This window comes from Bradyrhizobium campsiandrae (assembly GCF_014529705.1).
GTDB lineage: Bacteria > Pseudomonadota > Alphaproteobacteria > Rhizobiales > Xanthobacteraceae > Bradyrhizobium > Bradyrhizobium campsiandrae.
Genome location: NZ_JAANIH010000052.1, coordinates 34,255 through 48,194 on the forward strand (window position 1 = coordinate 34,255; position 13,940 = coordinate 48,194).

The following is a 13,940-nucleotide window of genomic DNA, read 5'->3' on the forward strand; positions in this document are numbered from 1 at the left end:
AGCGTTGACTTGCGCGGCCTCAGAGGGCCGCAGCGAGGGCCTTGCCGGTGTCGATATGGGGAATGGCCTCGACCAGCCTGCGGGTGTAGTCGGTCTTCGGATTGTCGAACAGCGCCCGGCTTTCCCCCTGCTCCACGATGCCGCCGTTGCGCAGCACGATGGTGCGGTCGCACAGCATGCGCACCACGTTGAGATCGTGGCTGACGAACAGCAGGGCGATGTCGTTTTGGCGCCTGAGGCGATCGAGCAGCTGCAGCACAACCGCCTGCACCGAGACGTCGAGCGCGGCGGTCGGCTCGTCGAGCACGAGCAGGCGCGGCCGGCAGGCGATGGCGCGGGCAATGCCGACGCGGGCCTTCTGGCCGCCGGAGAGCTGGTGCGGGAAGCGCGGCAAGAGATCCAGCGGCAGCCCGACCCGCTCGGCGCATTCCTCGACCCGTTGCCGCAGCGCATCGCCTGCGCGCATGCCCTCGAGCCGCATCAGGGGATGGGCGATGCAGTCGAAGGCGGTGAAGCGCGGATTGAGGCTTTCGTTGGGGTCCTGGAACACCATCTGGATGTCTTTGCGCAGCGGCGAGCGATGGAAATCGCGCGAGGCGATGTGCCCGATCGACTGTCCGTCGAACACGATGTCGCCGTCGCTCGGATCGATCAGGCGGCAGATCATGCGCGAGGTCGTGCTCTTGCCGGAGCCGGATTCGCCGACGAGACCGACACTCTCCCCGCCGGCCATCGTCATCGAGAAGTCGGCGACCGCTGCGGCGCCCTGGTCGAAACGTTTTGCCAGCTTGCGCACTTCCAGCAGCGGCGGCGTCCCGTGTGCGGGCGCCGGCCTGGGCTTGCTGACGACGGCCGCGTAACGCTCCCGCTCCTCCTCGGTCACGAGATCCTCGATCCGGGACGTCGCGGTCGGCGACGCCGCGACGAGGCGCCGGGTATAGGCGTGCTGCGGCGTGCTGAACAGCGTTCCGGGGCTCGCTTCCTCGACGATGCGGCCGCGCTCCATCACCGCGATGCGGCGGCAATAGCGCGCCGCGAGCCCGAGATCATGCGTGATCAGGATCGCCGCCATGCCGCGCGCGGCGGCGATGTCCGCGAGCAGATCCATCACCACCTTCTGGGTGGTGACGTCGAGGCCGGTGGTCGGCTCGTCCGCGATCAGGAGCGCCGGATTGCAGGAGATCGCGATCGCGATCATGACGCGCTGGCACATGCCGCCGGAGAGCTCGTGCGGATAGGCGCTCATCCGCGCCTCTGGATCGCGGATCTGGACCGCGCGCAACAATTCCAGCGCCTCGGCACGCGCGGCGTCCTTCGAGATGCGCTTGTGTGTGAGGATCGCGTCCGCGATCTGCAAACCGATCGCCCGGATCGGATTGAGCGCCGCCCGCGGGTTCTGGAAGATCATGGACATGGCGGCGCCCTGGAGATGACGAAGGTCGTCCCCCCGGAGCTTCGTCACGTCCTGGCCGCGAAACAGGATCTTGCCACCGGTGACGCGCCCGGCCGCATCGAGCAGCCGCGTCGTGGCAAAGCCCGTCACCGACTTGCCGGAGCCGCTCTCGCCGACGAGGCCGAGCATCTCGCCAGCGCCGACGTTGAGCGAAACGCCGCGCACAGCCTCGACCATGCCACGCCGCGTCGAGAACGCGACGTGGAGGTCCTCGATCCTGAGCAGATCCTCGCTCATGTGCGCATGCGGGGATCGAGAATGTCCCGCATCCCGTCCCCGAGAAGGTTGAAGCACAGCACGGCCATCATCAGCGCAAGGCCCGGAAAGGCCACCAGCCACCAGCGTCCGGTCGAGATGAAGCGCGCGCCCTCCGCAACCATGATGCCCCATTCCGGCGTCGGCGGCTTGACGCCGAGGCCGATGAACGACAGGCCCGCGGCATTGAGAATGGCCCAGCCGAGATTGAGCGAGATCTGCACCGCCATCGCCGGCAGGATGTTCGGCAGCAGGAAGCGCAGCACCACCGAGAAATGACTCTCGCCGCAGGCGCGCGCAGCTTCGACCCAGCCGACATTGCGGCGGACATTCACCTCGGCCCGGGCGAAGCGGATGTAGAAGGGAAGATTGATGATCGCGGTCGCAATCACGATGTTCTCGATCCGGTTGCCGAGAGCCGCGACCATGGCCATCGCCAGCACGAACAGCGGAAAGGCCATCATCACGTCGACGAAGCGGCCGACGGCGCGATCGAGCCGGCCGCCGGCATAGCCGCAGAACGCGCCGACGACGGCGCCGATCGCGAAGGAGATGCCGACCGCAGACACCGCAATCGCGAGATCGAGGCGCGCCGCAATGACGAGACGGCTGAACACGTCGCGCCCGAGCTGATCGGTGCCGGCGAGATGTGCCGCGCTCGGCGGCAAAAGCGCCTCCGAGACGTTGGAGACCACGGGATCATAGGGCACGATCCAGGGCCCGAAGATCGCGATCAGGACGAACAGCGTCACCCCGGCTGCGGCCACCGCGGTGAGTGGATTGCCGCGCAGGATCCAGACCGAATGGCGGAGGGTTGCGCTGGTCATTCGATCGACACCCTGGGATCGGCGATGCCGTAGCAGATATCGACCACGAGATTGACCAGCACGAACAGGCTCGCCATCAGCAGCACGAAACCCTGCACCGGCGCATAGTCGGACGAGAGCAGCGCATCGAGCGCATAGGACGCGACGCCCGGCCAGGAGAATACCTTCTCCACCAGCACGTTGGCGCCCAGCATGGTCGAGAACACGATGCCGGCGATGGTGATGACCGGCAGGATCGCATTTCGCAGCGCATAGGTGACGACCACCTTGCGCCAGGACAATCCGACCGAGCGCGCGGTGCGCACGAAATCGCTGCCGAGCGAGACCAGCATCGAGGCGCGCGTGATCCGCGCCAGCGGCGCGATCACGAACAGCGCCATGCTCACCGCCGGCAGGATCAGCTGCTTGCAGGCCGCCCACCAGCCCTCGACATCGCCGGCAAGCAGGAAGTCGATCGAGAGGAAGCCGGTGCGCTGCGGCGGCAGCGAGGTAAACACGTCAATTCGCCCGGTTGGATCAGGCGCGAGCCCGAGCAGATAGTAAAAAACGTAGATCAAGAGCAGGCCCGAGACGAAGGTCGGCACGCAGACGCCGAGCGCGCAGAACAGCCGCACGCCGTGGTCGACGGCCGAGCCCGGCCGCAAGGCCGCGATGACGCCGAGCGGCACCGCCGCAATCAGCGCGATCAGCAGCGCGGTGAAGGTGAGTTCGAGCGAGGCTGGCAGCCGCTCGCGCAGATCCTTCAGCACCGGCTGGCCGGTCATCATGGAGCGGCCAAGATTGCCGTGGCCGATGTCGGAGAGGTAGAACACCAGCTGCTCCGGCACCGATTTGTCGAGCCCCATCTGCTTGCGGATCAGCTCGATCTCCTCCTTGCCCGCATTGGGCCCCGAGGCGAAGAACACCGCAGGGTCCCCCGGCAGGACCCGCATCAAGAGAAAGGTGAAGACCAGCACACCGAACAGCGCCGGCAGCGACGACAAAAGTCGCCTGCCCGCCCGCACCATCGTTGCGCCAAGACCGGTCGTCACCTTTGAGAGCCTCCCTCGTTTCCAACTATCACTTGCGGCTGACGTCGCGATAGTCGACTTGGCGATGGAACTCGTAGGTATAGCCTTCGATCGACGGCGCCATGACGGCATCCTGGTTCGGCTGCCACAACATGATCTGCGGCATCAGGTCAAAGTGCATCGCGTTGAGCTTCCGGCCGGCTTCCTCGTACTTGGCCTTGTCGGGCTCGAAGCGGGCTTCCTGCGCGATCGCGGCAAGGTCCGGGTTGTTGATCGAAGAGTAATTCCAGCGCTGATTGCCGGTGTAGAAGTTGCGGTAGAAGTAATCGGTCGACGGCAGCCAGGCGACGATGCCTTCGGTGTAGAAAGGAAGCTTCTTCTCGTTGATCTGCGTCGACATCTGCGCGTCCGGCAGCTTCTGGATGTCGACCTTGATGCCGATCTTGCCGAGCGATTCCTTCACGAGCGCTGCCATCGGCTCCGCCGTCGAGGCCTGGCCGACGTTGAAGCTGAAGGTGGTGGAAAAACCCTCCGGAAGACCGGCGGCCTTCAGATATTCCCTCGCCTTGTCGAGATCGAGCTTCACCGGCTGCTGGAACGGGTAGATGCCGTTCGCCGGCTTGCCATCGGCCCAGGTCGCGCCGAACAGCGGCGAACCGCGGCCGAACAGAGCAGCCTTGAACATGTCGTCGTAAGGCAGTGCGTAAGCGATGGCGCGGCGGACATTGACGTTGTCGAAGGGCGGGATCTGGTTGTTCATGGAGACGAAGGTGATCGCATTGTATTGCGGCGTCGAGATCACCTTGAGCTTGCCCTTCGCCTCCAGCGATTGCACGTCGCTGGCCTGCAGATCGAGCACCAGATCGGCATCGCCGCGCTCGACCAGGTTGGCGCGGGTCGCAGGCTCCGGCACCGATTGCACGATGACGCGCTTGAAGAACGCCGGTTTGTTGGGCGAGCCGCGGTTCCAGTCCTCGTTCCGCTTGATGATGACCTGCTCGCCCGGCTTGAAGCTCTCGACCACATAGGCGCCGCTGCCGGCGGTGTGCTCCTTCAGCCACGCGGTCGCCCAGGGATCGTCCGCGGTCGCGTGCTCTTTTGCGACCTTGGAGTTGATGATCATCGGATAGACGGTGGCAAGATTGGGCAGCGCGAGCTTGTCGGGCTTCGGCAGCGTCACTTCGATGGTGAGAGGATCGACCACCTTGAACTGGTCGGCAGATGTCAGCGAGCCCGTCAGCAGCTGCGCCTTGCCGAGTATCGGCGCGGTGACGCAGCGATCGAGCGACCATTTCACATCCTCGGCGGTGACGGGCGATCCGTCCTGGAACTTGGCGTCCTTGCGCAGATGGAAGGTGAGCTTCAGACCGTCGGAGCTGACCTCGTAGGACTCCGCGAGCTCGCCCGTGATCGTGTCGAGATCGAACACCCATTTGCCGTTGAGCTGCTTGCGGCCGAACGAGACCAGCCGGTCATAGGTGCTCATGCTCAGCGCAAAGGACTCGCGGGTCGAGCCGGGGATGTTGGGATCGAGCGTGTTCACGGATGCGCCCGTCACATAGCGCAATGTCTCCGCCCTGGTTTGCGCCTGCGACGGCGCGGTGGCGATGAGCAACATCGCACTGGTGGCGAGCACGCAGGTCGCCAGCCTCAAAGACACAAAACGCATTGGTTTTTCCCTGAATTTCGAACGAGAACGCCAGCAAGGCAGGTTAAGAAAGAAGCAAGTTGCGCGCCAGTCCCATGGGGTATTTTTGAGGACGCATCGTCACGGCGGCGCATGGATCATCACGGTATTTCCCCCATTTTTCGCGCCGGCCGCGTGACCACGGCCTGCGGCACGTCGTAGGCGTTGAGCGAAGCCCAATGGCGCGCGATATCGGCACGGAACAGGCCGCGCGTCAGGCCATTGACCAGCTTTGGAACGGCCGTCGTCATCGCATTGATCGATGATCCCGATGGACCAAAGCTCATGGTGGAGGCGATGGCGAAGAGATGGATGTCGCAGATCCAGGGCGTCTTTCCCGGCACACGTTCGGTGAAGGCATAGTCGTCGGCAAGGTAGGGAAAGCGGCCGAGCCGTTCGTTGCGCTCATCCTCGGGCGGCTGATAGCGGTCGGCCCAGGTAGCGATGTTCCCGGCGAATCCGGAGAGCTCGCCGCGCCCGGCAAAGTTCATGTCGATGCCGGTGCCGCAGATGACGAAATCCGCCGTGACGCTGCCGCGCGGCGTTTGCAGTTCGATGCCCTCGCCGGTCTCGCGCGCGGCCTCGACCGGCGCGCCCTCGTGCAGCGTGAAGGCGGCGTGACGCGCGCAGCGGTCGTAGGTCGGTTGCGGAAATCCTTCCCGCATCTCGAGGATCTTGCGCATGAAGCGCCAGCGCCAGGCATCGTCGAGATCGCTGAGATGGCGCAGGAAACCGCGGAAGGTCAGCCAGCGATAGGGTTGGATCAGCTGGATCTGCGCGCGGCGGCACAGCAGGTGCACCTCGGCGGCACCGGCTTCGAGGGCAGCCGCCGCATTGTCGAAAGCGGATGCACCGGCGCCGATCAAAGCGACGCGCTTGCCGCGCAGGCCTTCGAAATCGATGTCGTCGGCGACGGTCGCGACCGAACGCGCCGGCAGAGCGCGCAACTGTTCCGGGATCACCCAATCGCCCATGCCCTCCTGCCCCGTCGCCAGCACGATCTTGCGGGCGTAGAGCGTCTCGACACCAGCCGCATGCTTTACGCGCGCAGCGAGCAGGCCGCCGGACGCAGGCGCGATCTCCAGCAGCTCGCGACCATTGCTCACCGGCAAGCCGATTGTCCGTCGCAGCCAGAGCAGATATTCCGCCCAATGCTCCCTCAGGATCAGGCTCAACGACTGCCAGCTCTCCTTGCCGAAGCGGGCCTCGTGCCAGGACTGATAGGTCAGGCTCGGGATGTCAAGATCCGGCCCCGTATAGTCCTTCGGGCTGCGCAGCGTCGGCATACGGGCATAGGTGAGCCACGGGCCCTCCTTCCCCTCCTCGGCCTTGTCGATCAGCAGGATGTTGCTGACGCGCGAGCGCATCAGACCAAAGCCGATGGCAATGCCCGACTGGCCGCCACCGACGATGAGCACATCCAGCGCAGCGTTGCCATCCGGCCCGGTCTTCGGCTCCAGCCATGCGGCGTGGGGATGCGCGATCATGGCGAGATCGGCGCGAACGGTTGCTTCAAGCTCTGTCAGCGCGTCGCTCATGCCGCGAGCCAGCCTCCGTCGACCACCATCACTGTGCCGGTCGTGAAGGACGATGCATCGCTGGCGAGATGCAGCGCGGTCTGCGCGATCTCCTCCGCCCGGCCGAACCGCTTCATGGCGTGGCGGTTGCGGGAGGCCTCGCGTACCTCGTCCGGATTGGCGTGACGGGCGAAGCTGCGGCGCAGCATCGGCGTATCGATCGCCCCTGGCGCAATCGCGTTGACGCGAATGCCGTCGGGGGCGAAATCGACCGCCATCGTCCGCGTCAGGCTGATGATCGCGCCCTTGGCGGCGATATAGGCGCTGTTGCCCTTGCCGCCGGCCATCGCGAGCTGCGATGCCAGCGTGATGATCGAGCCGCCGCTCTGCCGCTGCATCTGCGGCACGGCCGCCCGGGCCCACAGCCAGGTGCCGCCGACATTGGTGCGAAACACTGCGTCCCAGTCTTCCGGGCTCGTGGTCAGCACCGTCCCCCCGCAGGAAAAGCCTGCCGCCGTCATCAGGATGTCGAGCCGGCCGTAGCGTGGCACGACGTCGCCGACAACGGTCTCTGCGAAAGCGGGATCGCCGACGTCGCCGATATGCGTCGTTGCGTCGCCGACCAGGCTCAGCGTTTCCTGAAGGCCCACGGCGTCGCGATCGACCAGGGCCAGACGCGCGCCCTCCTCCGCGAACAGCTTTGCGCTGGCCCGGCCGATGCCCGAGCCCGCGCCGGTGATGATGGCCGTGCGCCCTTGCAGCCGCATGTCAGATTCCCTCCTTGTGCTGCATCCACCAGGCGCTCATCGCAGCAGCCGACTCCACGCAGCCGAAGCGGGCGCGCCAGCCGAATTCGTCGGTCATCCGCTTGACCGACATCGGCGCCCGATCTCCGCCGTGGAGCTTGATGATGGTCTTCTCACCGGGAGATGCGAGCCGGCACTCCAGCCCCGGATGCAGGGCCGCAAACGCCGTGCCCCATTGCAGCGCCGACCAGGCCATGCCGCTGGAGATGTTGTAGAGCCTGTGGCGCGGCCGCTCGGCCTCGATCAGCAGCGCCACCGCTTCGGCGGCGTCCGGCGCGTAGGTCCAATCCTTGATGCCCGGCGCAGGGAGAAGGGCCGGCTCGCCGCGCGCGAACGCGGCGAGGATCTGGAACTGGAGGCTGGGCGTATCGCGCACCGAACCGGGCCGCTCCCAGGGACCGAACAAGGCACTCAAGCGCACGCTCAGGAAATCACCGCCAAAAAGTTCGGCGTACCGTGCCACCGATCGTTCCGAGGTGAACTTGCTGATGGCGTAGAACGAGACGGGATCGCAGGGCGTGTCCTCGTCCAACACCGGGACCCTCTGGCCCGCAGCGCCGTAGGCCGATCCCGACGACAGATTGACGACCCGGCGAACCCCATGGCGGATCGCCGCTTGCAGGATCGGGATCTGGGCCATGACGTTGATCTCGAGGACGCGCGCGGGCGATGCCCGTTCGAGGTCAGCGCCGGCGGTGACCGCGGCGCCTAGCACGATCGCATCGCAGCCTTTTGCGATGAGGGCGTCGATGGCTTCGACGTCAGTGATATCGCCCTGCACTGGTTTAAGCCGTGCATCGTAGTCGGCGAGAGATCGCAGCGCAGCCGGCGGCAGCGGCGCACGATCATACAGCGTCACCTCATGGCCGCGGGCGAGCAGCACCTCGGCGAGATTGAGGCCGACAAAACCGGTACCGCCGAAGATGATGGTCCTCATCGCGCCAGATCCACGATCGCAGGTTCAGTCATGCGGCACTCCGTGATAGGCTCAAGGCACGTCCTCGTAAATTCGCAGGAAGACCACCATGTCCCGGCCGCGCATTCTCGTCATCAACCCGAACTCCAACAGCAAGGTCACGCAGGGGCTGGAGGATGCGCTGAAGCCGCTCGGTTTCGAGGGTGGGCCGGAGGTCGTCTGCCGGACGCTGGCCGAAGGTCCTTTCGGCATCGAAAGCCAGGCGGACGTCGACAGCGTTGCGATGCCACTGCGAAAGCTCGTCGAAAGCGACAACAGCTCGGCCGCCTTCGTGATCGCCTGCTACAGCGATCCAGGGCTGCAGGTCTGCCGCGAAGGCACCGACCGGCCGGTGTTCGGCATCGCCGAATGCGGCGTGCTGACGGCGCTGTCCCGCGCCGAGACCTTCGGCGTCATCGCGATTGCCCAGCGCTCGATCCCGCGGCACATGCGCTATCTCAGGCAGATGGGATTGACTGACCGCCTCGCCGGCGAGCGGCCGCTGAACATGAGCGTTGCGGAAACCGCCTCGGGCGAAGGCACGCTCGGAAGGATGATCGAGGTCGGCCGCGCCTTGCGCGACGAGGACGGTGCCCGCGCCATCGTGATGGGCTGCGCCGGCATGGCGCGCCACCGCCGTCCGCTCGAAGACGCGCTGGCCATTCCCGTGATCGACCCGACACAGGCGGCCGTCACCATGGCGCTGGGTACGGTGCAGTTTTCGGCTCACTAGGCGTCCTTCATCCCTTAGGTGCCTCTTTGGCGTCCTGGCGCGCGAGCCATTGCGCATGGCTCTCGCGAACGAGCGTAAACGTATCCCGCTGCGTGGTGTAGAGATTGCCGAACATGCGGCCGATCGGCCGGTAGGCTTCGAGATCGACATACATGGTGGCCTCATCGACGAGGCCCGCGCGGGCGTGCACCCTGAGCACCTCGCCGACCAGGAGCTCGCGATCCGGAGAGAAGTTGAGCGTGACCTGGCGCCGGCATTCCAGCGCAAAGGGTGCCGCGGCGAGGCGCGGCACTTTCACGTCGATGGAGGGAAGCGTCGCAAGCCCGGTCGCCGCAACCTCACTGTCGCCGGACGGAAAATCCACTGCGCAGTCGTTCATCGCGACCGACAGCGCCTCGTCCACCATATGCACGACGAATTCGCCGTCGCGATGGATGTTGCGGGTCGTGTCCTTCGGCGCGTGATCCGGCTTGTGCTGGAGACCGAGCACGATCAGCGCGGGATTTTCGGAGAAGACGTTGAAAAAGCTGAAGGGCGCGGCATTCACCGCGCCGTTCTCATCCAGCGTCGTCACCAGCGCGATCGGCCGCGGCACGACCACGCCGCAGAGCAGCTTGTAGCGATCACGAGGATCGAGCTCGTGCAGTGATATGCCCCTGTCGGCCATCGGCGTCACTTCTCCGGCGGCGGCACCGCGCCAGTCTGGCTGGTGATCAGGCCGTAATGTTCGATGCGGCGGTGCCGGGCGAAATCGAAGATGGTGGTCTTGCCGAAGGTGGTGGCATCGAGGTCGCAGGCATGAACCAGAACCTCGTCATCGTCCGTCGTGGCTTCGGCGACGATCTCACCGTTGGGGTCGACGATCAGGCTGCCGCCGAACAGCGGATGGCCGTCCTCCACGCCGGCCTTGGCGACCGCGACCACCCAGGTCGCGTTCTGGTACGCACCGGCCTGCACCGAGAGGCGGTTGTGAAACAGGCGCTTCTCGACACCCTCCTCGCTCTTCTCGGCATTCACCGACGGCGTGTTGTAGCCGATCAGCACCATCTCGACGCCCTGCAGGCCCATGACGCGATAGGTCTCGGGCCAGCGGCGGTCGTTGCAGATCGCCATGCCGATGATGCCGCCGAGTTCACGCCAGACCTTGAAGCCGAGATCGCCCGGCTCGAAATAGCGTTTCTCCAGATGCTGGTGCGAGCGCTTGGTGTCGTAGTCGACATGGCCCGGCAGGTGGACCTTGCGATATTTGCCGACGATCTTGCCGGACTTGTCGGTGAGGATCGCAGTGTTGAAGTGGTGGCCGTCGGGCGTCAGCTCGGCATAGCCGAAATTCATCGCCATCCGGTGCTGCGCCGCGCGCTCGAACAGCGGCCTGGTCGCGGCGTTCGGCATTTCGCGCTCGAACCAGATGTCGAACTCGGCGCGATCCTCCACGTACCAGCGCGGAAAGAACGTCGTCAGCGCCAGCTCCGGATAGACGATCAGGTCGGCGCCTTTTGCCTTCGCCTCGTCCATCAGCGCGATCATGCGCTTGACCACGGCCTCGCGGCTGTCGGCCCTCTGGATCGGGCCCATCTGGGCGGCGGCTACTGTGACGATGCGCATCAGCGGTGTCCTGATTTCCTGAATTTCCTGGCGAGGCTGGGGATCGCAGCTTCAAGGGGCGTGTCGGAGCTTACCGCATAACGCAGCCTCGCACCGCTGTTCCAGCCAAGCAGTTTTCATGCCGTCCGCCCCCATTCGGCGTCCTGCAAAAGCCGCCAGTTGATCTTGTTGCTGGCGGTGCGCGGCAGGGAGTCGACGAAGACGACGGCGCGGGGCGCCTTGTAGCTCGCCATCGCGCCGCGCGCCCAGCTGACGATGTCGGCGGCGGAGGTCGTCGCGCGGGCGGCGTCATCGAGCACGACCAGCGCCTTGACGGTCTCGCCGCGATAGTCGTCCGGCGCAGAGACGATGCAGCATTCGCGGATCGCGCGGTTCTTGTACATCGCCGCCTCGACCTCGGCGGGCCACACCTTGAAGCCACTGACATTGATCATCCGCTTCAGGCGGTCGACAGCGAAAAAATAGCCTTCGGCATCGCGATAGCCGAGATCGCCCGTGCGCAGAAACCGCTTGCCGTCGAGCGCGATGAAGGCCTCGGCATCCGCCTGCGGCCTGTTCCAGTAACCTTGCAGCAGCTGCGGCCCGTGCACCACGATCTCGCCGACGACGTTGTCATCGAGTTCGACCAGGCGTTCGGGATCGATGACCCTTGCATCCGTTTCCTGCACGGCTATGCCGAGGCACTGCCGCTTCGGCGCCGCCATCGGGTTGAGATGGGTCGGCGACATCGTCTCGGTCATGCCGTAGCCCTCGACAAAGTCGAGGCCGAACCGCTGCTTCAGCCGTTCGGCGACCGCCGTCGGCATCGCCGCGCCGCCGCCGGTCAGCACTTTCAGTCTGGCGAAGCATTTTTCGCGGAACCGGGCGCTGGCGAGCACATCCACGATCATGGTCGGCGCCGCATTCCAGAACGTGACGCCATACGTCTCGAACAGATCCGGCAGCAGATCCTTGTCCCAGCGCGCCATCAGCAGCAGCGTCGCGCCGGAGACGATGGCAGCGTTCATCGAGCCCTGCATGCCCGCAACATGAAACAGCGGCATGAAGCCGGTCATCACGTCGCTGCCGTCGAGCCCATACCAGCGCGCCTGCAGCACGGCAGTGAACAGCGCGCCGCAATGGCTATGCATGCAGGCCTTCGGCTTGCCGGTCGTACCCGACGTATAGGGCAGGATCATGAGATCGCCGGGCCCAGCCTGCATCGCACCCGGCCGCAAGCCTTGCGCGATCGCGGCGGACCAGGCATGCCAGCCCGGCGATGACGGCAACTCCGACGGCGCGTCGGTCACGCATGACGGCAGCGTGTACGGCGTCGCGGCCGGAACCTCATCGCGATACTGCGCGACGATGACGTTCGCGATGGCATCCCCGACCAGCGGCGCCAACACGTCGCCGAGTTCGCTGCCGATGATCGCGACCCTCGCACCGCTGTCCGCGGCGAGATACGCGATCTCCGCAGTCTTGTTCATGGGATTGACCGGCACGATCACGGCATCCGCGCGCATCACCGCATAATAGGCAATGACATATTGCGGCGAGTTCTGCAGCGCGATCATGACGCGGTCTCCGCGTTTGACGCCGCAAGTGCCTTGCAGAAAGCCGGCCATGGCATCGACGCGAGCCCGCAGCTCGGCATAACTCAGGCTTGCACCATAGAACAAAGTCGCCGGATGCGACGGCCGATCATCCGCCGCGCGCGCCAGTGCGTCGTACAAGGTTCCCTCCGGCATCGGAAGATGCCAGGGCTCATCGGCCGGCCAGGCCGGCGAGCGGGGGAATGCTGCAGGGCCCGCGGTCACCCGTGCTCCTTGTCGGCGATGTCGAGACCGTGGTCGAGCGCATCGAGCAGCAGCACAGCTTCGCGCTCGGAGATCACCAGCGGCGGCGCCAGGAACAGCGAGGTCTGTTCGCCGCTGGTTCCGATCACCGCACCGGCCTCCAACGCCCGTTCCGCGACGCGCGAGGCGATCGGCACTTCGGTGGTGTCCGCGTGCCAGCTGCGCCAGTCCGGGCCATGGAGCTCGACCGTCCAGTGCAGACCATGCCCGGCCACGCGCTGCACGCTCGGGTGTTTTTGCGCGATCGCCAGCAGGCGGCGGGCGAACAGCTTCTCCAGGTTTTGGACGTGTTCGAGAATCTTGTCGTCGCTGACGACCTTGAGGTAGGCGCTGACGGCGGCCATGCTGATCGGATGACCGCGCAGCGTGCCGTAATTCTGCCAGCTCGAGCCCTTGAGCCGCTCGACGATATCTTTCGACACCACGACGGCAGCGACCGCCGCCGCGCCGCCGCCAAGCGACTTTCCGAGCGTCACGATGTCGGGACGGCTTTGCGCGCCCTGAAACGCAAACCAGCGTCCCGCGCGGCCTGCGCCGGTGACGACCTCGTCGGCGATCCAGTACGACCCCGCCTGCCGCGCGCAGCGCGCGACCTCGTCCTGATAGGCGCCGTCGTAATAGATGCCGCCTTGCGTGTAGTCGATGATGGTCGCGGCGGTGTCCGAGAGCAGGTCGGTGGCATCGGCCAGATATTCGCCGGGCGAGGTGTTGTTGACAGGCGCCCCATAGATCGCGCCATCAGGCGCCGGAAGAATCCGGACCGGTGCCATCGGCGCCGGCAATTTTGAGCCGCCTGAATGCACCGCCAGGCCGCCGTGCCATTGCGGCTGCACGGTCATGCTGCGGGACAGGCCGGTGATGCCGTGATAGGCCCGTTCGCGCGTCGCCAGCGCCGCGCGCTGCGTCAGCGCCTGGCAGAGCGACAACGCCATGTCGTTGGCCTCGCTGCCGCTGATGCAGAAGCGCACCGCGCCGACCCAATCCTCTTCGCCCTTGAAGGCGGTGGCCATCAGATCGTCCGCGGCCTGCTCGCGGCCGACCCAGGTCCAGCCTTCGTTGACGACGGGCGTGTCGGCCGCGCGGCGGATCGCTTCGACCATCGCAGGATGGCGGTGGCCTAGGCCGCCGCCGGTGTTGCTGCCATCAATGAGCTTGCGGCCGTCGGACAGGTGGAAGTAGACGCCCTCGCCGCCGACCACGGCCATCGGCGCGGCTTCGCCCGCATTCAAACCGGTTCGCAACAATCTGCTCATC

Annotated in this window: 12 protein-coding genes; 1 reads left to right on the plus strand and 11 read right to left on the minus strand. The window is 65.8% G+C overall.

Annotation, left to right across the window (positions count from 1 at the left end):
- Positions 1–19: 19 nt before the first annotated feature.
- The 7 genes from nikE to G8O24_RS30730 form a co-directional block, all read right to left on the minus strand.
- Positions 20–1,690 (minus strand): nickel ABC transporter ATP-binding protein NikE, encoded by a 1,671-nt coding sequence (gene nikE, locus G8O24_RS30700; protein ID WP_188105934.1) that lies wholly within the window; start codon positions 1,688–1,690, stop codon positions 20–22.
- Positions 1,687–2,535, minus strand: a complete 849-nt coding sequence (locus tag G8O24_RS30705; RefSeq protein ID WP_188105936.1) for an ABC transporter permease — start codon at positions 2,533–2,535, stop codon at positions 1,687–1,689. The genes nikE and G8O24_RS30705 overlap by 4 nt, the downstream gene beginning before the upstream one ends.
- Entirely contained in the window at positions 2,532–3,566 is a 1,035-nt protein-coding gene (locus tag G8O24_RS30710) for an ABC transporter permease (RefSeq protein WP_188105938.1), read from the minus strand. Before G8O24_RS30710 ends, G8O24_RS30705 begins: the two co-directional genes overlap by 4 nt.
- A gap of 28 nt (positions 3,567–3,594) precedes the next feature.
- Complete coding sequence (locus G8O24_RS30715) at positions 3,595–5,214, minus strand: ABC transporter substrate-binding protein (RefSeq protein ID WP_188105940.1); 1,620 nt, start codon at positions 5,212–5,214, stop codon at positions 3,595–3,597.
- Between the two features lie 119 nt (positions 5,215–5,333).
- Positions 5,334–6,770 (minus strand): NAD(P)-binding domain-containing protein, encoded by a 1,437-nt coding sequence (locus G8O24_RS30720; protein ID WP_188105942.1) that lies wholly within the window; start codon positions 6,768–6,770, stop codon positions 5,334–5,336.
- Entirely contained in the window at positions 6,767–7,516 is a 750-nt protein-coding gene (locus G8O24_RS30725) for an SDR family oxidoreductase (RefSeq protein ID WP_188105944.1), read from the minus strand. The genes G8O24_RS30720 and G8O24_RS30725 overlap by 4 nt, the downstream gene beginning before the upstream one ends.
- A 1-nt stretch (position 7,517) precedes the next feature.
- Positions 7,518–8,492 (minus strand): NAD-dependent epimerase/dehydratase family protein, encoded by a 975-nt coding sequence (locus tag G8O24_RS30730; protein WP_188105946.1) that lies wholly within the window; start codon positions 8,490–8,492, stop codon positions 7,518–7,520.
- An 88-nt stretch (positions 8,493–8,580) separates the two neighbouring features.
- Here G8O24_RS30730 and G8O24_RS30735 point away from each other — a divergent pair, with 88 nt between their 5' ends.
- Positions 8,581–9,243 carry an aspartate/glutamate racemase family protein gene (locus tag G8O24_RS30735; RefSeq protein WP_188105947.1) on the plus strand — a complete coding sequence of 221 codons (663 nt, stop codon included), beginning with the start codon at positions 8,581–8,583 and terminating at the stop codon, positions 9,241–9,243.
- Positions 9,244–9,250: 7 nt separating this feature from the next.
- Here G8O24_RS30735 and G8O24_RS30740 read toward each other — a convergent pair whose 3' ends face one another.
- From G8O24_RS30740 to G8O24_RS30755, 4 genes are all read right to left on the minus strand, one after another.
- A complete protein-coding gene (locus tag G8O24_RS30740; protein WP_188105949.1) occupies positions 9,251–9,910 on the minus strand; it encodes a flavin reductase family protein in 660 nt (219 codons plus the stop codon).
- 5 nt (positions 9,911–9,915) lie between these two features.
- A complete protein-coding gene (locus tag G8O24_RS30745; protein WP_188105951.1) occupies positions 9,916–10,848 on the minus strand; it encodes an N-carbamoyl-D-amino-acid hydrolase in 933 nt (310 codons plus the stop codon).
- A gap of 116 nt (positions 10,849–10,964) precedes the next feature.
- A complete protein-coding gene (locus G8O24_RS30750; RefSeq protein ID WP_188105954.1) occupies positions 10,965–12,647 on the minus strand; it encodes a long-chain-fatty-acid--CoA ligase in 1,683 nt (560 codons plus the stop codon).
- Entirely contained in the window at positions 12,644–13,939 is a 1,296-nt protein-coding gene (locus G8O24_RS30755; protein WP_188105956.1) for an aminotransferase class III-fold pyridoxal phosphate-dependent enzyme, read from the minus strand. Before G8O24_RS30755 ends, G8O24_RS30750 begins: the two co-directional genes overlap by 4 nt.
- Position 13,940: the final 1 nt, after the last annotated feature.